The sequence below is a fragment of the Pleomorphomonas sp. PLEO genome, from assembly GCF_041320595.1.
Taxonomy (GTDB): Bacteria; Pseudomonadota; Alphaproteobacteria; order Rhizobiales; family Pleomorphomonadaceae; genus Pleomorphomonas.
Map to the genome: position 1 here is coordinate 3,121,557 of NZ_CP166625.1, position 24,997 is coordinate 3,146,553.

Consider the following 24,997-nt stretch of genomic DNA (forward strand, 5'->3'; position numbering starts at 1 on the left):
TCCGGGGGAAGAGAGGCCGCGTTCTCGCCCGAGGCGAGCGATCGGGAGGAGTATCTCGATCGCCTGGAGGGCGTCAGTCCTTGAAGATCCGCTTGCGCGTTCCCTCAAGACGCTCGAGAATCTGGTCGCGGCGCTCGGGCTTGACCATGAATTCCTGGAAGCCCTTGAGGCCTTCCTGCGCCATGTCGGGATCGGTGTCGCGATCGTAATATTGGGCAGTACCGACGACCGTTTTCATCGACTCGACGGCGGCGTTGATCAGCGGATCCTTGCTGGGCGGGCAGTCGATGCGCGGCGGTACCGCGCTTTCGGCTTCGAGGAACGCGGCGAGATTTTCCGGCTTGTAGAAATAGGCAAGGAAGTCGCGGGCGTTTTCCTTGTTCTTGCCGTTCTTCGGGATATGGACCGAATTGAGCGAGAAGTCCTCGTAGCGAGGCATGCTCTTGTCAATCACGGGGAAGGGGGCATAGGCGATCTTGTCGACGTCTTCCGGCGGGAAACCGTATTTGATGAAGCCGCCGAGATCCATCATGGCCGCTTTCTTCTGGGCCAACGCGGCCGCCGCCTGTTCCCAGCCCGAGGACGTATGGTTCGGCGTGAACAGATCGGCCTTGATTAGCGCCTCCCATTTGTCGAACACTGGCTTGAGCGAGGCGTCGGTATAGGCAAGCTTGCCGTCCATCAGTGCCAGATGCTTCTCGAGGCCGCTGATGCGCAGGTTCATATGGTCGAACCAGCCGGCGGCGGGCCACATTTCCTTGGTTCCCATGCTGACGGGGATCATGCCGGCCGACTTGGCCTGCTCGCCGAGCGCCAGAAGGTCCTCAATGGTCGCAGGCGCGGTCCAACCCTTCTGTTCGAACACGTCCTTGCGGTAGAACATGCCCCATAAGAGACCGCCGAGCGGCAGGCCGTATTGCCGGTCGTCGACCGTCAACGCGCCGGTGGTGGCGCCGAGAACCTTCTTGTAGCCCTCACGCTCGTAGAGATCGGACATGTCGTCGAACAGGCCGCGCTTGACGAAAGCCTTCATCCGATTGCCGGAAAACCAGAAGCAGACGTCGGGAGCACCGACCACCAGATAACTGCGGATGGCCGTTTTGTGGGCCTCGTGGTCCATATTGTTGATGGTGACGGCGACGCCGGACGCCTTGGAGTATTCATCGGCAAGGCGCTGCAGCACGGCACGCTGGTCGGCGTTGCCGATGTTGGAAATGATCGTCAGCTCCTTGGATTGGGCAAGGGCCGGCCGGGCGAGCATGCTGCCGGCCAGCACGGCGCCGGTGCCGATCATGAACCGCCGACGCGTGGTGGCGAGCTCCATGCCGATCAAGGAATCCGTATTTCTTTCCATCTCTATCTCCTCCCGAGACATGACGAGGCATTCTCGAACGGTCACCCGCTCGAAGCTCAACGATTTCAAGGCTGTTGTTTTGACCTCCAGCGCGGAAATAAACCGCGCGGGCAACCTCTCCCCGATTGCCATATGGAATCTGATAGCCTAGTTTTGGCGGAGCGCCAAGAGTTAATTTAAGAAATAAACTAAGAGGAAATCGTGAGGGGCAATTCCAGTACATCGCGGGCGCTGAACCGTCGGCTCATCCTCAACCTCCTGCGCCGCCATGGCCCCGTTTCGCGCGCGGAGATCGCCACCATCACCGGCCTCAGCCCGGCGGCGGTCACTTTCGTGGTGGCCGAGCTGGTGGAAGAGACCTTGATCATCGAGCGAGAAGCGGTGAGCGGCGCCACCGGCCGGCGACCGGTTCCGATCGACATCAACTACGAGGCCCATCTCGCGTTTGGTTTCAAACTCAACGCCGACGGCATCGATTGCGTGCTGACCGACCTTGCGACCAATCCTCTTGTGACTTGGCATGCGCCGATATCCGACACCAGCCCGGCCGGCATGATCAAGGCAATCTCGGAGGCTATGCCCCAGATGCTCGCCGAGAGCGGACGTCTACAGTCCGAAGTCATGGGGATCGGGGTTTCTATTCCCGGGGAAGTCGATGTCAGCAGCGGCATCTGTCGTCGGAGCCCGCGCTTCGGCTGGCATGACTTGCCATTCGGCGAGTTGCTCGGAGAGCATGTGCATGTACCCACCTGGATCGACGATGACATCAGCGCCTTTGCGGTCGCACAAAAGCTATTCGGGGCTGGCCGCGATCGCCGGAACTTTGTCGCACTCGCCGTGGGAACCGGAATTGGTACCGCACTGATTATCAATGGCGAGATCTACCGCGGTGCTCGCAATGTTGCCGGCAGGTTTGGTCATATTACCTCCGTCCCGAGTGGCAGACTCTGTGAATGCGGACGTCACGGTTGTCTGATGGCCCACGCGGCCGAACCATATATGTTGGAGGTCTGGCGAGCGGGGCGCGGTACGATGTCGGCGTCGCGAGCCGATTTTGCCTCGGCGGTTGAAGCCGGCACCACGGACGCGGTTTCCATTCTTGAAGAAGCCGGCGCGCGGATCGGCCACCATCTTGCTGATTTGGTCAATCTGTTCGATCCGGAAATCATCGTTGTCGGCGGCGAGGCGGTGCAGTTCGGCGAGACGCTGATCGGACCAATTCGGCGGGCCATGGAAGAGCGCGTGTTCTTTTCCAAGCCGGAGCTGCTTCCGGATTGGGTGCCTGGCTCGTGGGCGCGAGGTGCCGCGGCCTTGGCAACACAGGGTATTTTTGATTTTGAAAGGTCACCGAGCGGCTGAGGTCGGTCGGACTCAAAAGAAAACCCCGCGTGCCCGGCAGAACCGGAGTACCACGCGGGGAGAGGTGGCCGAGGCGAACGCCCGAAGGCGGGGGTTACCGCGCCTCGGCTGGGCGTCAGGACTGATAGCCGATCAGCGCGGCCATTTCTGTGATGCGAGGATCGCAGCGTTCGCCACCTAATCGCCCCTCGGGGGCGGCGAGATCTTCGTTGCGGCTGACGAAATCCTGCGCAGTGAGTTCGAGAATGTTCGGCGGTGCATCGCCGCTTTCGATGAGATAGTCGCGATACTCGTCTTCTATATCCTGCAGACGGTTCGTCATGGCTTTCTCTGCATTTGGCGGGCAACTTCAAAAGGATAACCCGCGAGCGGCCTTGTGGTTCCACTCGAGGCTGGGATTGGTTTACCGGCTAGCGCCAATTTCCCAGAACTTCCTCGGCGGTCGCGACTTCGAGCTGTTCGGTAAAGCGGGTGAGATAGAGCTCCATCAGCGCGTCGTGCGTCTCGTCGAAGAAGCTGCAGAGCGCGTCCCCAACCAGAACGACGCGAAAGCCACGATCGATGCCACCGAGCGCCGAAGCGAGTACGCAGACGTCTGTTTCTCCGCCGGTGATGACCAGCGTATCGACATCGGAACCTGACAACATCGCGTCGAGCTGTCCCTCGGTCCACGGCGAGTAGACACGCTTGTCCAGCACGCGCGCCGGTGGCGCAAAGCGTTCAAGGGCGGGAATGATCCGTATGGCTTCGGGATCGAGCTTCTCAAGCGTTATGTCAGCCCAGCGCCGGTAGTAGCGCGCCCAGGTGCCGCGTCCCTCGCCGGGATGGGCCGCGGGAATGAAGCGTGTGAAGAGGGTACGATCGGCATGGCGTGCGCAGATCGCCTCGATCGTCGGCCTAACCCGTTCCAACCACGGCATCGCCCATGGATAGCCGGGGCCAAACACGCGTTGCATATCCACGCAGAGATGCAGCGTGCCCGGCCCCAGCGGCCCATGGATTAAACCTTGATGGACCATTGGCGTTCTCAGAGCTTGACGGCCGCCTCGCGCGCCCACAAGCGAAGCTTGCGGCAGCTTTGGACGAAGGTCGCTATCGAGGCGGCGCCGTCGAGAGGAACGAGCCCCTCGTCGGCATCGGGTTCCAAACCGGCCTTTTCGAACAGCGGATCGGCCTCGGGGCTGTAGGCGATGAACTTGCAGTGCGCGAAGGCATCTGCCACGAAGTCGCGTGCCGCCGCTTCCTTGGCCAGCATCTGAGCTCCCTCTTTGGACAGAATGAGCGCGACGGCATCGAACAAAACCGAGGGGCCGCCGTCGATCATGTGCTTGGCTGGCAGTTGAGTGCCATCGGCGGTAACGACACCGCTCACTTTGGGCGCGATCAGTTCCACGGTGGCGCCTTCCTTTTCGATCGCCATCTGCAAGGCCTTGAGAAGCTTTCCGTCGCAGCCGTTGGAGACGAGGACACCCACCTTGCGGCCGGCGAAGCTCGGCGGACCGTTCTGGATGATGCTGAGGGCAGGTGAGGGGGGTAGATCGTCGCGTGGCGCCACCGCGGCATCGGCCGGCTTGGGCAAGGTCTCAAGTCCGATCCGATCAGCCACCGTCGCGCCGAGCGCCTCATCGATGTTGAGGAGATGGGCGACCATCCGCTCGCGGATCACCGGGTTCTCGCATTTGCTGAGCTCGAAAGTCAGCGCCATGGCGATGTGCTTCTGCTCCGGCCCGGTCTGGCTGTTGAAGAATTGCCGTGCCTGACTGTAGTGGTCGGCGAAGCTCTCCGGCCGCAGCCTTGCCTTCGGGCCCTCGATGGGTTCGCGGAACGAGCGCGCGCCCTGTGCCGGATCTTCGCGCGGCCCTTCGCCCAACGAGTTCGGCTGATAGTTGGCGCGGCCAACCGGATTGCGCATCGCCATGTGACCGTCCTGCTGGAAATGGGCGAACGGGCACTTCGGCGCATTAATGGGAAGATGCGTGAAGTTGGGACTGCCGAGCCGCTTCAGCTGTGTGTCGAGATAGGAAAAATTGCGCCCCTGCAGCAGCGGGTCGTTGGAGAAGTCGATGCCCGGCGGCACGTTCTGCGTCATGAAAGCGACCTGCTCGGTCTCGGCGAAGAAATTGTCCGGCATCCGATCGAGCACCAACCGCCCGACGGGGCGAGGTGGCAGGATCTCCTCCGGGATAAGCTTGGTGGGATCGAGCACGTCGAAATCGAAGCTATCGGCAAACGCCTGATCGAATAACTGGACGCACAATTCCCACTCCGGGAAGTTGCCCGATTTGACGGCCTCCCAAAGGTCCCGCCGATGGAAATCGGGATCGGCGCCGTTGATCTTCACCGCCTCGTTCCACACAACCGACTGAAGCCCGAGCTTGGGCTTCCACAGGAACTTGACGAAGGTGGACTCGTCGCGTGCGTTAAGGAAGCGGAAGGTGTGAACGCCGAAGCCTTCCATGAAGCGGAAGGAGCGGGGGATGGTCCGATCGGACATGACCCACATGATCATGTGCATCGATTCCGGCGTCAGCGAGATGAAGTCCCAGAACGTGTCGTGTGCCGATTGCGCTTGTGGGAAGCCACGATCTGCCTCTGGTTTCACCGAATGGATGACATCCGGAAACTTGATGGCGTCCTGGACGAAGAACACCGGGATGTTGTTGCCGACGATGTCCCAGTTGCCTTCCTTGGTATAGAGCTTCACTGCAAAACCGCGCACATCGCGGGCCAGATCGGCCGAGCCCTCGGAGCCGGCCACCGTTGAGAAGCGGACGAAAGCGGGCGTCTTTTCGCCGGCGCGCTGGAAAATGTCGGCGCGGGTGTAGTCGGCGAGCGACTCATAGGTCTCGAAATAGCCATGTGCGCCATAACCACGGGCATGCACCACCCTCTCGGGGATGCGCTCGTGGTCGAAATGGAAGATCTTCTCGCGAAAATGAAAGTCTTCAATCAGGCTTGGGCCGGGCGTTCCGGCCTTCAGCGAATTCTGGTCATCGGCAACCGGGGCGCCTTGTGCCGTGGTCAGAACAGGAGTGTCGCCAGCTCTCGTCTGGTGCAGTTCGCCGCCTTCGCCACGCAGCAGTGTCTGATCATGGATTTTCGTCGTTGTGCGCTTGTCTTGCGTTGCCTGCCTGGCCATTCTTTTTTGCTCCTCAATGGAAACTCTTGAAGGGTCGGGCCAGCTCACCGGCTTGGCCTCACGTCGACCTAGCGTGTCCTCTCGTCGTGGAAGGTCTGTGGAACTCGAGGGGCTCGCTGGGGGGAGCGCGGTGACGGAACTTGGGACTCTAGGCGAGCTGATCGGCCGCCACGCTTTGAAGGCAGAACCACAAGCGTCGGTATTTGTTCCGCCGATGGGGAAATTTACCCGGTCGTGCGAGACCGCAAAAACAATGCAAATGAGGCCAACGTAGAAAAAAAGCGCGGGATTTCTCCCGCGCCATTTAGCTTAGGGCAAAGCATAGGCGAGAACGTAATCGCCCGCCTTGGTGCCAATCGATCCATGTCCGCCGGCAACGATCACCACCATCTGGCGGCCGTCGCCGAGGGCATAGGTCATCGGTGTTGCCTGTCCGCCGGCTGGCAGGCGGCCCTTCCACAGCTCGCGGCCTGTGGTGAGGTCGTAAGCGCGGAGGTAGTTGTCGACCGCCGCCGCCAGGAAGGCGACGCCACCCTTGGTGATGATCGGGCCGCCGATGCCGGGGACGCCGACCTTGAAGGGTAGAGGCAGTGGCGTCATGTCGTGCACCGTGCCGTTGCGGTGCTTGTAGATGATCTTGCCGGAGGTGAGATCGGCGGCGGCGACGTAGCCCCACGGTGGCGCTTGGCAGGGGATCTGCAGCGGACCGAGGAATGGCCCCATGAAGACGCCATAGGGGGCGCCGTCATTGCGGTTGAGCCCTTGCTCGCTGCCTTTCTGGTCCTGACCGCGCGGCGGGATGTCCGCGCTGGGGACCAATCGCGAGGTGAAGGCGAGATAAGTCGGCATGCCGAACATCACCTGCCGTTCCGGATCGACGGCGATGCTGCCCCAGTTGAACACGCCGAAATTGCCCGGGTAGATCAGGGAGCCCTTCAATGAGGGCGGCGTGTAGCGGCCCTGGTAGTTGAGCTCGTGAAAGCGAATGCGGCAGGCAAGCTGGTCGAACATGGTCACGCCCCACATGTCTTTCTCCTGGAGAGGTGGAGGCGTGAAGGTGAGGGCGGTCAGCGGCTGGGTCGGGGAAGAGACGTCTTCCGCAATGGTGCCACCGGGAGCCGGAACTTCGGTCACCGGCAGGATCGGATCTCCCGTCCGGCGATCAAGGACGTAGATGTCGCCCTGCTTGGTCGCCCCGACGAGGGCCGGCACCGTGTTCCCATCGGCTTTGGTCAGATCGAGCAGGACAGGCTGCGCCGGCACGTCCATGTCCCAGAGGTCGTGGTGGACGGTCTGGCGGACCCAGCGATCCTGTCCGGTGTTGATGTCCAGCGCGACGATCGACGAGGAATATTTCTCGACACTGGCGCTGCGGCCCATGCCGAGCTGATCGGGAACCTGATTGCCGAGAGGGACGTAGACGAGCCCCAGCGCCTCGTCGACGCTGAACACCGACCAACTGTTCGGCGAGTTGGTCGTGTAGGTCCGACCCGGCGGCAGTGGCGCGGTTTCCGTGGGATTGCCAGAGTCCCAGTTCCAGATCAGGGCGCCGGTATCGACATCGAAGGCGCGGATGACGCCGGACTGCTCCTTTGTGGAGTAGTTGTCATTGACGGCGCCGCCGATGATGATCTTTCGCCCGACGATGACCGGTGGCGAGGTGGAGTAGTAATAGCCGTCCGGCTTATATTGCATCCCGGCTTCGAGGTGCAGCGCGCCCTGGTCCGCGAAAGAGGCGCAGACGGTGCCGTTCTGCGCATCAAGGGCGATGAGCCGCGCGTCGGAGGTCGGCAGATAGACGCGTTCGGCGCAGGGGGTGCCGGCCGCGGCGGCGGTGTCGTGATAATAGGTCACGCCCCGGCAGGTCTGGTGCTGGCGGTCGGCATTGAGGCCCGCCTGCGGGTCGTATTTCCACTTCTCCTTGCCCGTTGCCGCGTCGAGCGCGATCGCCCAGTTGTGGGGCGTGCAGAGGTAGAGCGTGTCGCCGACCTTGAGTGGCGTCACCTGATAGGTGGTCTCGCCAACGTCATCGGGGCGTTTTACGTCGCCGGTCTGATAGCGCCAGGTTTCCTTGAGCTTATCGACATTGTCGACGTTGATCTGGGTCAGCGGCGAATAGCGTTGCCCGAGCGGCGTTCTGCCATATTGCCACCATTCGGCGTCCGGCACGCCGCCGTTGGGACTGATGGTCGGCTGATTTCGCTTGTCAGGCAGATGGCCGGCCAGATCGTAGGGATCGCCGACCATCGACCAGCCCGCAACAACTGCCGAAAGAATACAGGCAGCGGTCAGGGCAAGGGCTGGCACACTCCAGAACCGTGGCACCGTCGCGGAGCGATCGAGACGCTGTCGCACGAACGGCAGAAGCAACCAGAGGCCGACGAGGACAAGCACACCGCCGCGCGGCCCGAGTTGCCACCAGTCGAAGCCTACTTCCCACAGCGCCCATACCAACGTGGCAAACACGAGCGCCGCATAGACGGTTAGGGCGTGAGCGCTTCGTCGGTAAAGCAGAACGGCGGTGATCAGCATGCCGCCACCGACCAAAACGTAGTAGGCGCTGCCTCCTAGGAGGATGAGCTGGATACCACCCCCGAACAGGATCAGTCCGAACAGACCGACCAGAAAAACGCTGAAGGTTACCATAGCCCGCCGACTCCTGCATGGAATGCCAACTAGGGAAGCTCCCAGAGCGTGTTTGGTTCCCTGGCGGCGCCACTTTTAAGGTCCACGCGGGAACAAGTTCGTTGGTCCTGGGTTTGGTACAAAGTGCCGAAATACACACTGGCTGGACCGGAAAATGCGCGTCAGCCCACTGTTGCGAGGCTTGAAGGGCCTCTTCGTGATGATCGGGGCGTTCCGCCTTGGCGGAAATCTCAGGCGTGGAGAGAGTCAAAAGCAGTTCCTGCCCCACGCGGTCCCGCGGTAGGGGCCACTCTCGTCGGGCCTGCGCGTTCTGGCCGCTCGCAGGAACTTTATCGGACAACGAACGTTGCGCGTGAGACCATGCAGTGCTGGCGCGGGGTGGGAAGATCCACCTGAGCCGCTGCGGGCCGGTCGTTTATGCCGGCTGTATTCTTCTGGCCGGCCACCTTTAGGCTGGACCAACCGGCAGGGAAGGGAGCGCGCCCGATGCTTGAACACCTGGATGCCCTGCTGTTAGCGCGCCTGCAGTTTGCCTTTACAATCGCTTTTCACATTGTTTTCCCTGCTTTTACCATCGGCTTGGCGAGCTATCTCTTCGTGCTCAACACGCTGTGGCTCGTTACCAAGCGGCAAGTCTATCAGGAGCTGTTCGACTTCTGGAAAACTATCTTTGCGGTTGCCTTCGCCATGGGCGTCGTGTCGGGCATCGTCATGTCCTACCAGTTTGGTACCAACTGGAGCCACTTTTCCGACAAGGCCGGCCCAGTGATCGGGCCACTCATGGGCTACGAGGTTCTGACGGCCTTTTTCCTTGAGGCAGGCTTTCTTGGCGTCATGTTGTTTGGCCTCAAGCGGGTCGGCCGCGGCCTGCACCTTTTTGCAACCGGCATGGTGGCGGTCGGGACCTTGCTGTCGGCGACCTGGATCCTCGCCGCCAATTCGTGGATGCAGACACCCCAGGGGTTTGCAATCAACGATGTAGGCCAATTCGTTCCGCTCGACTGGTGGGCGATCATTTTCACCCCGTCTTTTCCCTATCGTCTGGTGCATATGGTACTCGCGGCCTATCTGACCACGGCGCTGGTGGTCGGTGCCTGCGGTGCGTGGCATCTCCTGAAGGCGCATGCGCCTCGGCGTAGCGCTACGATGTTCACGATGGCCATGGGGATGGTGGCAGTCGTGGCGCCGCTGCAGATCTTCGCGGGCGATCAGCATGGCCTCAATACGCTCGAAAATCAGCCGGCAAAAGTCATGGCCATGGAGGGCCATTTCGATAGCCATCCCGACGGCGCGCCGCTCATCCTGTTCGGACTGCCCGACCAAAAGAACAAGCGGGTCGACTACGCCATCTCGATCCCCGGTCTGTCGAGCCTCATCCTGAAGCATGGCTGGAAGGAGCCGCTCGCCGGCCTCGACACCATCCCCGACGAACTCGAGCCTCCCGTCGCCGTTGTCTTCTGGTCGTTCCGCGTCATGGTCGGGCTCGGCACCGCGATGCTGTTGCTCGGTCTATGGTCGGCAGTCGCCTGGTGGCGGGGGCGTCTCACCACCGATCGCTGGCTGCTCAAGGCGGCGGTTGCCATGGGGCCTGCCGGGTTCGTGGCCGTGCTTGCCGGCTGGATCACGACCGAGGTCGGTCGCCAGCCTTACACCGTCTATGGGCATTTGCTGACGGCGGATTCCGTGTCGCCGATCGCCGCTCCCGCCGTGGCGACATCGCTCGTGGCCTTCGTCATCGCCTACTTCTTCGTCTTCGGGGCGGGGGTCTTCTATCTTTTGCGCCTGATGGCGTGCCTCCCGGCCGAACTGGAGGAAACAGAGCTGGACAAGGGACCGGTCAGGACGGCCGGCATCACGCCAGGGCCTGCTCAGGGCACGCCGCACGGAGAGAACGATGGGCATTGATCTTGCTTTCGTCTGGGCCTTCCTGATCGCCTTTGCCGTCCTGGCCTACGTGGTGATGGACGGTTTCGATCTCGGGATCGGCATCCTCTTCCCGTTCTTTCGAGAAAAGCGTGACCGTGACACGATGATGAACACGGTTGCCCCGGTGTGGGACGGCAACGAGACCTGGTTGGTGCTGGGCGGCGGTGGCCTAATGGCGGTTTTCCCCCTTGCATACGCGACGGTTCTCACCGCGCTCTATGTGCCGCTGATTGCCATGCTGCTGGGATTGATTTTCCGTGGTGTCGCCTTTGAATATCGCTGGCGCACCAAGCGTTGGTTGCCCGTCTGGGACTGGGGTTTTGCCATCGGGTCGCTGGTGGCGGCCTTTTCCCAGGGCATTGCGCTTGGCGCGCTGATCGAAGGCATTCGAGTGGCCAACCGCTCCTATGCCGGAGGTTGGTGGGATTGGCTGACGCCTTTTTCAGTGGCGACCGGTGTTTCCTTGGTCATCGGCTATGCGCTGCTGGGGGCGACCTGGCTGGTGATGAAGACCACGGACGATCTTGCCGCCCGAGCTCGCAAGATCGCCCGGCCGGCGACTTATCTCACCCTTTTGGCCATGGGCGTTTTCAGCTTGTGGACGCCGCTGATCGGGACGCACTATCTCGGCCGCTGGCTGAGCTTTCCGGCGGTGATTTTCAGCATTCTTGTGCCATTGCTCGTGTTGGCCTGCGTGGCCGTCATCATATCCGGCCTCAACCGCCGTCAGGACAGTCCGCCATTTTTTGCTGCTCTGGGGCTGTTCGTTTTGGGTTTCTTGGGCATCGGCATCAGCTTCTATCCCTACATCGTCCCGCCGTCGCTCACCATTCAAGACGCGGCTGCGCCACACGCGAGTCTTGCCTTTCTATTGGTGGGAGCCTTGGTGCTGATCCCCATTATCCTAGCCTATACCGGTTATGCTTACTGGGTTTTCCGCGGCAAGGTCCGGCCGGAGGAGGGCTACCATTGATGACGATCCGCCCGACGCTGGTGCGCCTTCTGTGGTTCCTCGGCTACTGGCTGGCAGGGGTGGGAGTCGTCCTCGCCGTCTCAGCGGGACTGAGGTTCTGGTTGATGCCATAGCCTAACCCGAAACTCTACTGGGTCGGGCATCTAGCTTCGATTTCTGCGCTTCCGGCGCTCACGGACGTTAAGTCCGCTCCGCTCCGGTTCTCGAAACCATCGCCATCTGCCTCGCCCCAGCGAATTTCGCGTCAGCCTCTTTAGCTAGCCGCCTCGGCGGAAGGTTAGGCGTGCCCGGGCATAGAGCCTGCGTGATCACGAATGAGCTGCCGGTAAAGCCGCGCATAACGCTCCGCGCTTCGTCCCCAGCCGAAATCCGTCCGCATGGCCTGCGTCTGCAACCGCCGCCAAGAGCGAGCATTCTCAAAGGTCGTCAGCGCGCGATCGATGGCGTTGTAAAGATCTTCCACCGAGCCGGGACGAAACTGAAAGCCTGTTGCCACGCCCGCGGTAATCGCTGCCTCGTTCGCATCGATCACCGTCTCCGCCAGCCCGCCGGTACGGGCGACGATCGGAATGGCGCCATACCTCAGGGCATAAAGCTGAGTGAGACCGCAGGGTTCGAAACGGGATGGCTGAATGACGATATCGCTTCCCGCATGCAGCAGATGCGCGGACTCTTCGCTGAAGCCGAGGTGCACCACAACGCGGCCGGAGTACTTTCGGGTCTGCTCGGCAAGGCCGTAGACGATGCTGGGATCTCCCTCGCCAATGACGATCAAGCGCGCGCCCCGGTCGATGATGCCGGGCAATACGGGGGCTAGAAGATCGATCCCCTTCTGCCAAGTCAGGCGGCTGATCACGCTGAGGATCGCTCCATCCCCCGGCGTAAGGCCGTAGACGCGCTCGACCGCCTCGCGGTTCGCCTGTCTCGCTTCGAGGCTCTCAAGGTCATAGTTCGCGGCGATATGGGAATCTGTCAACGGATTCCAGATGTCTTCGTCGATGCCGTTGACGATGCCGGACAGGACCGATCGCCGGCTTTGCAACACGCCCGCCATACCCATCCCCTGTTCTTCCGTCAGAATTTCCCGGGCATAGGTTGGCGATACGGTCGTTACGGCGTCGCTCATTCGGATGCCGGCCTTCAAGAAACTGATGTCGCCATAATACTCCAGAGCATTCATGTGAAAGAAATGGTCGGGAAGCCCTAGGGCCGGAAATATGCTGGCGGGAAACTGACCCTGGAAGGCCAGGTTGTGGATCGTGAGGACGATCGGAATATCGATGCCCGCCGCCCGCATGTAGGCGGCCGTAAGACCTGCCTGCCAGTCATGGAGGTGGACGACATCAGGCCGCCAGCCATCCACACCTTCGGCGGCGACGCGCGCGGCGGTCGCTGACAGGAGGGCAAAGCGCCGCCAGTTGTCGATGAAGTTCCTGCCCCGATCATCGAGATAGGGACCACCGAGCCGGTCGAACAGCGCCGGGCAGTCGGCCAGGAGCAACTCCAGTTCGTTGCAGTGGCCGGCCCATAAGGTGACCTCCTCGCCGAGTACGGACATTTGCCCGACGATCTCTCTGTTCGGGCAGTTGGCGAGCACGGCCGGGTAGGCCGGAACGAGTGTTCTCGCGCCGACGCCCTGAGACAACAGCGCCTTGGGTAGCGATCCGATGACGTCGGCGAGCCCGCCGGTCTTGATCACCGGAAAGGCTTCCGAGGCAACGGCCAGCACGGCCAGCGGTTCGAACCGCCTCACGATATGAACCTTGGCATGTGTGTCCGGTTCCATTCGGTCGGAGGCCTGTTCGTCGTCGCTGTCGAAGGGCGGGATTTCGAGTTTCCGGGTCACGGGTGCGCCAACCTATTCTGCCGGACGACGATCCGACATCTCACATGGTTTGGAACCAAACCGTCATGCATTGGTTCCCCGAAAAGAGAGAACGCACGCTAGGAGCACAATCGTTTGACGACACGGTTCGATCCGCGAATGGACGCACCCGTAGGCTCGTCAATCGACGCTGCGCCGGAAATCAAAACAGACCCGACGGTGAACTGAGACGCTGGGAGTGGCGATGGCCGAAGGCGATACAACCGAGAGCTACGCGGCCGACGCACATCATACTCCATTGAGTCCTTTATCGGAAGGCGGCTGAGCTAGTGAACGACTGAAACACCATCAATTCTGTTGCAAAGAGAACTACAACTTTAGGTATAATTGACGTTATTACCGGGAGACAAACGAATGTCGACTGCAAAAGTTGCTTTGGTTACAGGCGCGGGATCTGGCATAGGACGGGCCTCAGCCATCGAATTGGCTCGGAGCGGCTTTGCCGTGGGGCTGCTGGGGCGCACGCCATCGGAACTCGAGGAGGTGGCGAAACTGCTGCGCGATTCTGGTGCTGACGTTGAGAGGCTCGACGCCGACATTTCCCAAGAGGACCAAATGAGCGCGGCGGTTTCAAAGCTCATGGATCGCTTCGGACGGTTGGACGCGGTGGTTGCCAATGCCAGCATCAACGGCACCTGGGCACCGATCGAGGACATCAAGGCCGAGGAGTGGGATCAGACGATCGCCATCAATCTGCGCGGCACCTACCTGACTTTGCGATTTACTGTGCCCCACCTCAAGAACGGGGACGGCGGCTCCATCGTTGTCGTCTCCTCGATCAACGGGACGCGAACGTTCACCTCTCCCGGCGCCACCGCCTATTCGGCCACCAAGGCGGCCCAACTTGCGATGGTGCAGCAACTGGCGCTGGAGCTGGGGCGTCATCGCATCCGGGTCAATGCCGTCTGTCCAGGGGCGATCGAGACCAACATCGATGACAGCACGACGGTTCGTGCCGAGGAAGAGACCGTCATTCCAGTTGTGTGGCCGGAAGGGCAAGTGCCCCTGACGGGCGGCCAGCCGGGGCGGGCGGAAGACGTTGCCCATCTCATCGCCTTCCTGGTGAGCGATGCGTCGTCCCATATCACCGGCACGCCCATCTGGATCGACGGCGGCCAGGGATTGCTGCGTTGACGACCGATCAGTTGGTCGTGCCGGCGAGTAATTTATGAAGAGCGGCCGATGATGGCGTCTGGCGGACCGCGTTCAACCAAGGCTCCGAACGTGCGCTCCGTGCGATACAGGCAAGAATGTTCAGATGGGACGCTCCCCTCTGTGCCGGGGAAAGTGCCATGAAGACGATATCGACGGGCATGTCGTCGATGGCCTCGAAGTCGATGGGGTGCGTCAAGCGGACCAGAAGAACGAGCGGAGTCATCAGTTCCGGAGCATTGGCGTGAGGAATGGCGACGCCGTTTCCCATGCCGGTTGAGCCGAGACGCTCGCGGTTGACCAACAACCCGAGGATTGCATTGGAGTCCACCCCTGTCCGCTCCGAGGCCATACCGGCTAAAACACGCAGAAGCTCCGCCTTGGAGGCTACGGCGCAATCGACGAGCACGTCTCGCGGCTCGATCAAGTCGACGAGTTCCATAGTCATTCCATTTCAACAATTTGGTGTTCAGTCCGCTACGCGAAGTCGGTACCCGACTCCCGTTTCGGTGAGGATGTATTGGGGCTGATCGGGGCTCTTCTCGATCTTCTGCCGGAGTTGCCGGACATAGACGCGCAGATACTGTACGTCCGCCGATCCAGCCCACACCTGCCGAAGAATATGCTGATGCGTCAGCACCTTGCCGGCATGCTGAACCATGAGGCGGAGAATGTCGTACTCCTTGGGGGAAAGGCTCACTTCCTGGCCCGCCACTTTGACGAGGCGCTTGACGAGGTCGACCGAAAGATCCCCGACCTGGAAGACCGGGCGCTCGCCCTGCTGCTGAAGACGATGACGCAGGGCGACGCGTATGCGAGCCGCCAGTTCGGCGACGCCGAAGGGTTTGGTCACGTAATCGTCGGCACCGAGTTCGAGCGCCTTGACGATGCCAGCCTCATCGGTGCGGCTCGACAGGACGAGGATCGGCAGCTCAAGACCGGAGGCGCGCCAGTTGGCGAGCAGGTCGTGGCCCTGAATGTCGGGCAATCCAAGGTCCAGGATGATCACATCAGGCTTGTCTTCCTTGAGGCTGGCCGAGGCCTCGCGGGCGTCGGCGGCTTCGAGGATGGAATAGCCCTCGTTTGTCAGCCCGACTCTCAGCAGCCGACGGATCGGTGCCTCGTCATCGACGACCAATATCTTGACCGCTGGCGCTGTCATGACGGCTCTTTCAGTGACTCTGTTTGTGGCGGAATGGGAAGGCGGATCGTGAAAATGGCACCAGAGCGATCTGATCGGTTTGTCGCGGCGATCGTGCCACCCATCGCTTCGATGAAGCCGCGACAAATGGCCAGCCCCAGACCTGTGCCTGCTGGAACGTGGTCTATTTTTCGGACGCGATAAAAGCTGTCGAAGATCCGTTCGAGATCCTCTTGCGGGATGCCGGGACCTTCGTCGACGAGACGCAATACCGCATGGCCGGCGTCCCGCCACCCTTGGATGGCGATGGTGGACGCTGGTGGCGCGTATTTTGCCGCGTTGTCGAGCAGATTGAAGATGACCTGCTCGAAAAGCACAGCGTCGACCCTGAGCATTGGTAGGTCGGCAGGCAATGACACGTCGATCTGGTGGCGAGCCAGAAGCCTGCCGGCGCGCCGGAGGGCACTGCCAATGATATCGCCGGGAAAATGCAACGAGGCGTTCGGATGCATCGCACCCGATTCCAGTCGTGTCATATCAAGCAGATTGCCGATGAAACGGTGCAGGCGCTCGGATTCCTCAATGACGGTCGACACAAGCTCAGCCCGGTCGGCGTCCGGCAGTGAGGCGGCATAGTCTTTGAGCGTGCCGGCGGCTCCGAGAATGCTGGCGAGTGGTGTCTTCAGGTCGTGGGAGATCGACGACAGCAGAGCCGTTCTCAATCTGTCGGCCTCAGCGGCGAGTTTGGCCGCCTCGACATCGGCGACGAGCTGGATACGCTCGATGGCGACGGCGGCTTGGTCGGCGAGGGCGCCGAACAGACGCTGCTCTTCAGGCGTCAGCAACGGGCCTGGCTTGTCGTTGTCGAGACCGATCACACCGATCGGTGTCCGTCCTGTCTTCAGCGGCATGTAGAGGCGCTTGGCGCCCGGCAGGGTATCGGCGCCGCGACCGGCGGCCTGTTCATGCTCCCATGCCCAGCGGGCGGCGGCAATATCGGCATCGACCAAGGTGTCATCGGGCGGGTAGCCGACCCTGACGGCGAGGGTATTGCTCTCCGGCATCAGGATCACCACCCGCACGCGCAGCATGGCTGCGATCTGGTAGGCCGTCGCCCAGAGTACGTCGTCAAGCGTGCCCGTGCCGGCGAGCTTGCGCGAGAATTGGTACAGATCGTCGGTCATTCGCGCCCGCTGGCGAGCAGTTGAGGCTTGCCGGTGCAGACGGGCGGCAAGATTGCTGGCAGTGACAGCGACGATGAGAAAGACCACCAAGGCGACCACGCTTTCAGGGTCGCGAATGGTCAGGGTGTAGCGTGGCTCAAGGAAGAAGAAATTGAAGGCGAGGGCGCTGGCGACGCAGGCATAGAGTGCCGGCCACAATCCGGAGGTGATGGCCGATGCCAGCACCGATACCAGAAAGACCAGAGCGAGGTTGCGCACGTCGAGGAACCGATCGAGTGCCCCGCTGAGCGCCAGCGTAGCGGCCACATAGAGCGTGGAAACCGCATAGGGCTTGATGTTGATCGTGGTCGCGGGGGATGCCGTACGAACGCCTTTTGTCGGGGCGATTGTCGGCTCCGCTCCCGATATGACGTGAATGCTGATATCGCCGGAGTGGCGGATCAATTCGTGCGAGACCGAGCCGTCGATCAGCTCCCGCCAGCGTCCCTTGTGGGGTTTGCCGACAATGATGTGGGTGAAGTTGTTAGCTTTGGCGTAGCGGAGGATGTCGCGCGCCATATCCTGACCGGGGATGGTAACCGCCTCTCCTCCGAGCTGTTCGGCAAGGCGCAGATGATCGGCCAGGCGATCCTTGCCCGCCTCTGTCAAAGCTACCGAGCGGGTCGTTTCGATATGGATTGCCGCCCAAGGCGCCTTGAGACGGTCGGCCTGTCGTCGCGCATAGCGAACCAGGGCCGCCGAGCGCGGTTGCTCGTCGATGCATACCAGTACACGCTCGCCGGCTTCCCAAGGACCGGCGATGGCATGGGCCTGCATATGGCTGACGAGTTGGTCGTCGACGCGCTGCGCCGTGCGCCGCAACGCCAGCTCGCGCAAGGCGGTGAGATTGCCTGGCGAGAAATAGTTGGCCGTCGCCCGTGTCGCCGTCTTTGGCAGGTAGACTTTTCCTTCGTGAAGTCGCTTGATCAGATCATCGGGTGTGAGGTCGATGATTTCAATGTCGTCGGCCCTGTCGATGATCGAGTCCGGCACTGTCTCGCGGACTCGAATACGGGTGATGCGGGCTACGATGTCGTTGAGGCTTTCGACGTGCTGAATGTTCAGCGTCGAGTAGACATCGATGCCGCGGCTGAGCAGTTCCTCTACGTCGAGATAACGCTTGGGATGGCGACTGCCTTCAACATTGCTGTGAGCGAGTTCGTCCACCAGAACAAGGTCGGGCCTGCGGGCGATGATGGCGTCGAGGTCCATCTCATCCAACTGACGCCCCCGATAGGCGAGGCTGAGACGGGGAATGATCTCGAACCCGTCCAGCAGCGCCTCCGTTTCAGGTCGCCCGTGCGTTTCGACCACGCCGATGACGACGTCCGTCCCGTCGGCGCGGCGGGCGCGACCAGCCGTCAACATCTCATAGGTCTTGCCGACGCCGGGCGCCGCGCCGAGGAAGATTTTCAGGCGGCCACGGTTCTCCCGCTCTGCGCTTTCGAGCAAAGCGTCGGGAGAGGGCCTGTCGTCGGCATTCCGATCGTCCTGAAGCGGCATGTCGTCCTCGTCTAGCGGGTCGGGGCCGCAAACCGGCCCCGACTGGATTCGATCACTTCTTCTGCAAGCCGTCGAGCGCAAGGTTGAGTTTCAGCACGTTGACGGTTGGCTCGCCCATGAAACCCAGTTCGCGCCCCGCAATCTGACTATCTACCAGCGTTTTGATCGAGGCCGGATCCATGGACCGTGCCTTGGCCAAGCGCGGGATCTGGAAATAGGCAGCCTCTGGCGAGATATGCGGATCGAGACCGCTGCCGGAGGTGGTGACGAGGTCTATCGGTACCGATGCGCCGGGATTTTCGCTTTTCAGCTTTTCCGCGTCGGCACGGATGCGGTCGATCAGCTTCGGGTTGGCAGGGCCGAGGTTGGATCCGCTCGAACTCGATGCGTCATATCCGTTTCCGGCGGCCGAGGGGCGTCCGTGGAAATAGCCATCGCTTGTAAAGGCCTGCCCGATGAGTTCCGAGCCGACGACGACTCCGTTTCGTTCGATCAGGCTACCGGCCGCCTGGTGAGGGAAGATCGCCTGAGCGATGCCTGTCATGGCGAGCGGGTAGGCGACACCGGTCAAGGCCGCCATGGCGAGAAGAGTGACCGCAGCCGGCCGTAGTTGTTTCAACATCTCAGGTTTCCTTCAAACGAGGCCGAGGGCGGTGACGGCGAGATCGATCGCCTTGATGCCGATGAAGGGCACGATGATGCCACCGAGGCCGTAAATCAGGAGGTTGCGCGTGAGCAGCGCACCGGCGCCGACTGGCCGGTAACGGACGCCTCTCAGCGCCAGCGGGATCAGCGCCACAATGATCAGGGCATTGAAGATGATCGCCGAGAGGATGGCGCTTTGCGGGGTTGCAAGACCCATCACGTTCAAGACGCCGAGCTGGGGGTAAAAGGCGAGGAACATCGCGGGGATGATGGCAAAATACTTGGCCACGTCGTTGGCGATCGAGAAGGTGGTGAGGGCGCCGCGCGTCATCAGCAGTTGCTTGCCGATCTCGACGATCTCGATGAGCTTGGTTGGGTCGCTGTCGAGGTCCACCATGTTGCCGGCTTCGCGGGCGGCGACGGTGCCGGTGTTCATGGCGACGCCGACGTCCGACTGGGCGAGAGCCGGCGCGTCGTTGGTGCCGTCGCCGCACATGGCCACCAGCTTGCCCTTGGCCTGTTCGGCACGGATGAGGTTCAACTTATCCTCGGGAGTCGCCTGAGCGAGGAAATCGTCGACACCGGCCTCGGCGGCGATGGCGGCGGCTGTCATGGGGTTGTCGCCGGTAATCATCACCGTGCGGATGCCCATGCGGCGCAACTCGGCAAAGCGTTCGCGGATGCCTCCCTTGACGATGTCCTTGAGCTCGACGACGCCAAGCAGTTGGCCGTTTCTCATCACCGCCAGTGGTGTGCCGCCTGTCTTGGCGATGCCGTCGGCGATCGACCGCGCCTCGCGCAGTGCCGTCGCCGCGGCCGGATCGGCTTGAGCGAGAATGGCCTCGACGGCGCCCTTGCGGATGCTGAGACCGTCGTAGTCGACGCCGCTCATTCGCGTCTGGGCGGTGAAGGGAACGAAGGTGGCGTGCAGGCTTTCCATCTCCCGGCCGCGCAGGCCGTATTTCTCCTTGGCGAGCACGACGATGGATCGACCCTCGGGTGTCTCGTCGGCCAGCGAGGCGAGTTGCGACGCATCGGCGAGGGCCTCGGGAGTGACGCCGTTCAACGGATGGAAAGCTGTGGCTTGGCGGTTGCCGAGCGTGATGGTGCCGGTCTTGTCGAGCAACAGCGTATCGACATCCCCGGCTGCCTCGACCGCGCGGCCGGACATGGCCAGCACGTTGAAGCGGACCAGGCGATCCATGCCGGCTATACCGATGGCCGACAGAAGCGCGCCGATGGTGGTGGGGATCAGCGTCACGAACAGGGCGACCAAAACGACCACCGGGATGGAGCCACCGGCATAGCTGGCGAAACTTGGTATGGTGACGGTCGCCAGCACGAAGATCAGCGTCATGCCGGCCAGAAGGATGTTCAGCGCGATCTCGTTGGGCGTCTTCTGCCGCTCGGCGCCTTCAACAAGTGCGATCATGCGATCGATGAAGGTGGAGCCGGCGGCCGCCGTGATGCGGACGCGGATCCAGTCGGAGAGCACTTCGGTGCCACCGGTAACGGCGGAACGATCGCCGCCGGATTCGCGGATGACCGGGGCGGATTCACCGGTGATCGCCGCCTCATTGACCGAGGCGACACCCTCGATCACTTCGCCGTCAGAGGGGATGATGTCTCCCGCCTCGACGAGCACGACGTCGCCGACCTTGAGGCTATGACCGGGAACCGTGCGATAGGCCTTGCCGTCGGAGCCGGTCAGTAGCTTGGCCTGCGTTTCGGTGCGGGTACGGCGCAGCGCGTCGGCCTGCGCCTTGCCACGGCCTTCAGCGACCGCTTCGGCAAAGTTTGCGAACAGCACGGTGAACCAGAGCCAGACGACGATCTGGAAGGAAAAGCCGAGATGCCCGTTACCTGTGATGAAATCCTTGATGAGAAGGACTGTGGTCAGTGCCGAGACGACCGCGACGACGAACATGACCGGATTGCGGATCAGGCTGCGCGGATCGAGCTTGCGGAAGGCTCCGCCGATCGCCGGCAACAGGATGCGAGCATCGAGAAGGCTCGCGGATATTGACTTGCTCATGGGAAACTCCTTGGCCCTCGGGCGGCTCAGAAGGTCTGTCCGGCGGCGATCGCCAGGTGTTCGACCACCGGTCCGAGTGCCAGTGCCGGGAAGAAGGTGAGGCCGCCGACGATGACGATCACGCCGACAAGAAGACCAACGAACAGGCCACCGTCGGTGGGAAAGGTGCCGGCGGATTCGGGAACGGTCTTCTTGGCGGCGACCGAGCCGGCAATGGCCAGAGCTGGGATGATGACCAGGAAGCGGCCCATCAGCATGGCGAGGCCGAGGGTGATGTTGTACCAGGACGTGTTGCCGGTGAGACCGCCGAAGGCCGAGCCGTTGTTCGCCGCCGCCGAGGTGTAGGCGTAGAGGATCTCCGAGAAGCCGTGTGGTCCGGCATTGGCGATCGAGGAGACGCCGGTCGGCAGCACCACAGCCACGGCGGCAAAACCGAGCATGGCGAGCGGCAGGCAGAGCACGGCCAGCATGGCCATCTTTACTTCCTTCGCCTCGATCTTCTTGCCGAGATACTCGGGCGTGCGGCCAACCATCAGGCCGGCAACGAAGATGGCGATGACGATGAACATCAGGATGCCGTAAAAGCCGGCGCCAACGCCACCGACGATGATTTCGCCGAGCATCATATTGATCATCGGGACCATGCCGCCGAGAGCCGTGAAGCTATCGTGCATGGCGTTGACCGCACCGCAGGAGGCCGCGGTGGTGATGACGGCGAAGAGAGCCGACAGTGCGGTACCGAAGCGGGTTTCCTTGCCTTCCATATTGCCGCCGTTGATGCCGAGAGCATGGACGAGCGGATTGCCGGCCGCCTCGGCCCAGTAGCAAACGACGACGCCGATGAGAAACAGCGTGCCCATGGCGGCGAAAATAGCCCAACCCTGCTTCTGATTGCCGACCATGCGGCCGAACACGTTGGTCAGGGCCGCGCCGATCGCGAAGATCGACACCATCTGGATGAAGTTGGCTATGGCATCAGGGTTCTCGAAGGGGTGGGCGGCGTTGGCGTTGAAGAAGCCGCCGCCATTGGTGCCAAGCATCTTGATGGCGACCTGGGAAGCGACCGGGCCGATCGCGATGGTTTGCTTTGCGCCTTCCAGTGTCGTCGCGTCGATAGAGGCGCCGAGCGTCTGCGGCATGCCGAGACCGACGAAGACAAGCGTCATCACGATTGAGATCGGCAGCAGTACGTAGAGGGTGCTGCGCGTCATATCGACCCAGAAATTACCCACCGTGCGGGCTGATTTCCGGGCAAAGCCTCGGATCAGCGCCATGGCCAGCGCAATGCCAGTGGCCGCTGACAGGAAGTTCTGGACCGTCAGCCCCAGCATCTGGCTCAGATACGACATAGTGCTTTCGCCGCCGTAGTTCTGCCAGTTGGTGTTGGTCACGAAACTGGCGGCCGTATTGAAGGCAAGCTCCGGCGGTACGCTCGCCATGCCCGTCGGATTGAGTGGCAGCCAGCCCTGAAGGCGCAGTACCGCATAGAGCAGCAGGAAGCCGAGGAGGTTGAACAGCAGCATGGACACCGCATAGACGGTCCAGTGCTGTTCCTCCCGTTCGCTGGTACCGGCGAAGCGATAGAGGCCGCGCTCGATGGGCCCCAGGACTGATGACAGTGGTGTCCGATCGCCGGCAAAGACCGCCGTCATGTAGCCGCCGAGCGGCTTGATGAGCAGAATGACAACCCCGCAGAAGAGCAGGATCTGTATCCATCCATTGATGGTCATGTGAATATTCCTGGCCGGTGCTTCAGAAGCGTTCAGGGCGGACGAGAGCGTAGATGAGGTAGCCGGATAGGAACGCCGCCGTTGCGGCGCCTAGAATGTATTCGAAAAGCATTTTCGGTACTCCAGCGCTCAAAGTCGTTCGCAGGTTTGGACGTAGCCAAGCATCAGCGCGAAAAAGGCGATGCCGGAAAGCAACAAGACGATGTCCATCGACGGGACTCCCAAGTCGGTTCGATGCGGTGGGAGCTTCAACTTCAGAAAAGATCTCGCCGCATGCGAATTCATCTCGCACCCTGCCGTGGAGGCTGGCGTGAAGGGGATGAATTCTGCACTCAAGATAGGTCCGAACCGCATAGGCGTTCGAGACGGAGCGGAGGGCAAAGATATAAAAAAGTCATAGGAATCGCGGGGTATCGATTACGCCCGGTGATTGCCTCTCCGGCCCCGAAGTGATCTAGATTCGGCTGTCAGGTCATGCGTCAGGAGGCAGCGATGAAGGTCACGGTCATCGGCATGGGGGCGGTCGGCACCGAAGTGGTCGGCCATCTTCTCAATAGCGGTGTCGCCTCGGAAATCGTGGTCGTCGATCAAGCTCACGCCAAGGCGCAGGCCGAGATATGGGACTTCTCGCACACGACCTCTTTCATCAATGCGCAGAACCCTAGCCTCATCGCAGGTGACTACGCGGACTCCGCTGGCAGCGATATCGTGGTGATCACCGCTGGCGCTCAGATCAAGGCGGGGCAGACGCGCGACGCGCTGGCACAGATCAACAGCGCCATTATGAAGTCGATCATCGCCGAGGTGGAGCGGACTTCACCCGGTGCCATCGTGCTGATGGTCACCAATCCCGTCGACATTTTGGTCCAGGTTGTGTTGCGCCACTCGTCGTTCCCGAAGGAACGGGTGATTAGCCTTGGCACCATCGTCGATACCGCCCGCTTCATGCGTATCGTCAGCGAGCATGTGGCAATCGACCCCAAGAATATCTTCGGCTGGGTGCTTGGCGATCACAGCGATACCGGTTTCATCCCCTGGAGCCTGTGCAATGTCTGTGGACTGGATGTGGATAGCTATTGCGAGCTGAATGGACTGCCGCTGATCGACCGCGCCGAGGTTCGGCGGCGGGTGCTTCAGGTTGGTCTCGACATCTTTGCCGGCAAGGGCAACACCAACCATGGCATTGCCGCCTCCGTGTTCCGCATCATCCGGGCGATAGCTGGCAATGAACGCTCGGTGCTACCGGTCGGCACGCTGCTGCAGGGCGAATACGGCGTCTCCGACGTCGTGATGAGCGTGCCCTGCGTCATTGGCCGTGCCGGCCGCGAGGCTGTCGTTGCCTGCCGCTTCACGGACGAGGAACAGGCGGCATTCGAAGCATCGCACGCTCACGTGCTGGCGCTGTTGGCAAAGGCTGAAACGCAGACGGCTGGGTAGTCGCCCGCGCCGTTTCGTCAAATATCCAGGCGGGTCAGCCTCAGCGCTCGGCCATCGGTGGCGACGAGGTCGTCCATCGCCGCTTCAAGCGCGTCGCGGTCTTCGACGCCGCGTAGCATGCGGCCGGCCAGCGGATCGAAGCGACCGGCAGCGATGTCGGCGATCAGGGCGGCGGCGCGACTTGGCGGGATGTTGACGCCCTCGTCGAATAGCCGTTCGATGTCGGGCAGGTGCTTCTTGCCCTCGTCCGAATAGAGCTGGAGTTCGGTCATGGACGTGCGCACCAGCCCCGGATCTACGGCGAAGGCATACACTCCCGCATCCTTCACCGTGTCGTTGAAGCACTCGGTGAAGCGCATGATCGCCGCTTTGCTGGAGGCGTAGCCGGACCCGTTGGGGAAGCTGCTACCGGTGCCGCCGCCGACCAGATTGATGATGCGGCCGCGTCCGCGCGCTCGCATGGCCGGGGCCACGGCGCGGCAGGTATGGAAGGTGCCGCGCAGGTTGATCTCGATGTCACCCCACCATGTCTCGGGATCACAGTCCCAGATCGGCCCGAAAGCGCGGAAGGAGCCATGATTGTTGACGAGGGTGTCGATCGGTCCGAGTTCGACGCCAATGCGGGCAATGGCTGCTTCGACGGCGGCGCGGTCGACAAGATCGACGGGAACGGCGATCGCCGTACCGCCTTCGGCGGCGATCAGGGCGGCGGTTTCTTCGATCTCGCGGGCGGTGCGGGCAAGCGCCGCGACCTTGGCCCCGGCACGGGCCTGATGGAGAGCTATCTCCCGCCCGATGCCCCGGCCGGCGCCGGTGATGACGGCGACCGTTCCTTCGAGTCTTGTCATG

The 24,997-nt window shown here is 61.9% G+C and carries 20 protein-coding genes; 6 read left to right on the top strand and 14 right to left on the bottom strand.

Annotated features, from left to right (window positions below; translation table 11 throughout):
• Positions 1–73 precede the first annotated feature (73 nt).
• On the bottom strand, positions 74–1,354 hold the full coding sequence (locus tag AB6N07_RS14460; protein ID WP_370673789.1) for an ABC transporter substrate-binding protein: 1,281 nt from the start codon (positions 1,352–1,354) through the stop codon (positions 74–76).
• Positions 1,355–1,555: 201 nt separating this feature from the next.
• Here AB6N07_RS14460 and AB6N07_RS14465 point away from each other — a divergent pair, with 201 nt between their 5' ends.
• A complete protein-coding gene (locus tag AB6N07_RS14465) occupies positions 1,556–2,713 on the top strand; it encodes an ROK family protein (protein WP_370673790.1) in 1,158 nt (385 codons plus the stop codon).
• A gap of 115 nt (positions 2,714–2,828) precedes the next feature.
• Here the strand turns inward: AB6N07_RS14465 and AB6N07_RS14470 are convergent, their stop codons facing one another.
• The 4 genes from AB6N07_RS14470 to AB6N07_RS14485 all read right to left on the bottom strand — a co-directional run bounded on the left by AB6N07_RS14470 (position 2,829) and on the right by AB6N07_RS14485 (position 8,498).
• Positions 2,829–3,035, bottom strand: coding sequence for a hypothetical protein (locus tag AB6N07_RS14470; protein ID WP_370673791.1), 207 nt, complete (start codon positions 3,033–3,035; stop codon positions 2,829–2,831).
• A gap of 88 nt (positions 3,036–3,123) precedes the next feature.
• Complete coding sequence (locus AB6N07_RS14475) at positions 3,124–3,732, bottom strand: cysteine hydrolase family protein (RefSeq protein WP_370673792.1); 609 nt, start codon at positions 3,730–3,732, stop codon at positions 3,124–3,126.
• An 8-nt stretch (positions 3,733–3,740) separates the two neighbouring features.
• Positions 3,741–5,852 (bottom strand): catalase, encoded by a 2,112-nt coding sequence (locus AB6N07_RS14480; protein ID WP_370673793.1) that lies wholly within the window; start codon positions 5,850–5,852, stop codon positions 3,741–3,743.
• Positions 5,853–6,161: 309 nt separating this feature from the next.
• The gene (locus AB6N07_RS14485) at positions 6,162–8,498 is read right to left on the bottom strand and encodes a glucose/quinate/shikimate family membrane-bound PQQ-dependent dehydrogenase (RefSeq protein WP_370673794.1); all 2,337 of its coding nucleotides are present in this window, start codon (positions 8,496–8,498) and stop codon (positions 6,162–6,164) included.
• Positions 8,499–8,984: 486 nt separating this feature from the next.
• Here AB6N07_RS14485 and AB6N07_RS14490 point away from each other — a divergent pair, with 486 nt between their 5' ends.
• The 3 genes from AB6N07_RS14490 to AB6N07_RS14500 are packed head-to-tail and all read left to right on the top strand — an operon-like array spanning position 8,985 to position 11,510.
• Complete coding sequence (locus AB6N07_RS14490; protein WP_370673795.1) at positions 8,985–10,403, top strand: cytochrome ubiquinol oxidase subunit I; 1,419 nt, start codon at positions 8,985–8,987, stop codon at positions 10,401–10,403.
• Positions 10,393–11,397: a cytochrome d ubiquinol oxidase subunit II gene (cydB, locus tag AB6N07_RS14495; RefSeq protein ID WP_370673796.1), complete on the top strand. Its 1,005-nt coding sequence runs from the start codon at positions 10,393–10,395 to the stop codon at positions 11,395–11,397. Before AB6N07_RS14490 ends, cydB begins: the two co-directional genes overlap by 11 nt.
• Entirely contained in the window at positions 11,397–11,510 is a 114-nt protein-coding gene (locus AB6N07_RS14500; protein ID WP_370673797.1) for a DUF2474 domain-containing protein, read from the top strand. The genes cydB and AB6N07_RS14500 overlap by 1 nt, the downstream gene beginning before the upstream one ends.
• Before the next feature lie 164 nt (positions 11,511–11,674).
• Here AB6N07_RS14500 and glgA read toward each other — a convergent pair whose 3' ends face one another.
• Positions 11,675–13,183 (bottom strand): glycogen synthase GlgA, encoded by a 1,509-nt coding sequence (gene glgA / locus AB6N07_RS14505; protein WP_370678242.1) that lies wholly within the window; start codon positions 13,181–13,183, stop codon positions 11,675–11,677.
• Between the two features lie 453 nt (positions 13,184–13,636).
• On the opposite strand from glgA, the gene AB6N07_RS14510 reads away from it, so the two are divergent.
• Positions 13,637–14,416: an SDR family oxidoreductase gene (locus AB6N07_RS14510; RefSeq protein ID WP_370673798.1), complete on the top strand. Its 780-nt coding sequence runs from the start codon at positions 13,637–13,639 to the stop codon at positions 14,414–14,416.
• 7 nt (positions 14,417–14,423) lie between these two features.
• On the opposite strand, the gene AB6N07_RS14515 is transcribed toward AB6N07_RS14510, so the two are convergent.
• From AB6N07_RS14515 to kdpF, 7 genes are read right to left on the bottom strand one after another with little or no spacing between them, the layout of a single operon-like run.
• Positions 14,424–14,876 (bottom strand): PTS sugar transporter subunit IIA, encoded by a 453-nt coding sequence (locus AB6N07_RS14515; protein ID WP_370673799.1) that lies wholly within the window; start codon positions 14,874–14,876, stop codon positions 14,424–14,426.
• A 27-nt stretch (positions 14,877–14,903) separates the two neighbouring features.
• Positions 14,904–15,596 (bottom strand): response regulator transcription factor, encoded by a 693-nt coding sequence (locus AB6N07_RS14520; protein ID WP_370673800.1) that lies wholly within the window; start codon positions 15,594–15,596, stop codon positions 14,904–14,906.
• Complete coding sequence (locus AB6N07_RS14525) at positions 15,593–18,301, bottom strand: DUF4118 domain-containing protein (protein ID WP_370673801.1); 2,709 nt, start codon at positions 18,299–18,301, stop codon at positions 15,593–15,595. Before AB6N07_RS14525 ends, AB6N07_RS14520 begins: the two co-directional genes overlap by 4 nt.
• 52 nt (positions 18,302–18,353) lie before the next feature.
• Complete coding sequence (gene kdpC, locus AB6N07_RS14530; protein ID WP_370673802.1) at positions 18,354–18,923, bottom strand: potassium-transporting ATPase subunit KdpC; 570 nt, start codon at positions 18,921–18,923, stop codon at positions 18,354–18,356.
• 12 nt (positions 18,924–18,935) lie between these two features.
• Complete coding sequence (gene kdpB / locus AB6N07_RS14535; protein ID WP_370673803.1) at positions 18,936–20,981, bottom strand: potassium-transporting ATPase subunit KdpB; 2,046 nt, start codon at positions 20,979–20,981, stop codon at positions 18,936–18,938.
• A gap of 26 nt (positions 20,982–21,007) precedes the next feature.
• Complete coding sequence (kdpA, locus tag AB6N07_RS14540; protein ID WP_370673804.1) at positions 21,008–22,711, bottom strand: potassium-transporting ATPase subunit KdpA; 1,704 nt, start codon at positions 22,709–22,711, stop codon at positions 21,008–21,010.
• Positions 22,712–22,733: 22 nt separating this feature from the next.
• Positions 22,734–22,823: a K(+)-transporting ATPase subunit F gene (kdpF, locus tag AB6N07_RS14545; RefSeq protein ID WP_370673805.1), complete on the bottom strand. Its 90-nt coding sequence runs from the start codon at positions 22,821–22,823 to the stop codon at positions 22,734–22,736.
• A 380-nt stretch (positions 22,824–23,203) separates the two neighbouring features.
• On the opposite strand from kdpF, the gene AB6N07_RS14550 reads away from it, so the two are divergent.
• Complete coding sequence (locus tag AB6N07_RS14550) at positions 23,204–24,148, top strand: malate dehydrogenase (protein ID WP_370673806.1); 945 nt, start codon at positions 23,204–23,206, stop codon at positions 24,146–24,148.
• 17 nt (positions 24,149–24,165) lie between these two features.
• Here AB6N07_RS14550 and AB6N07_RS14555 read toward each other — a convergent pair whose 3' ends face one another.
• Positions 24,166–24,996 (bottom strand): SDR family NAD(P)-dependent oxidoreductase, encoded by an 831-nt coding sequence (locus AB6N07_RS14555; protein ID WP_370673807.1) that lies wholly within the window; start codon positions 24,994–24,996, stop codon positions 24,166–24,168.
• Position 24,997 lies beyond the last annotated feature (1 nt).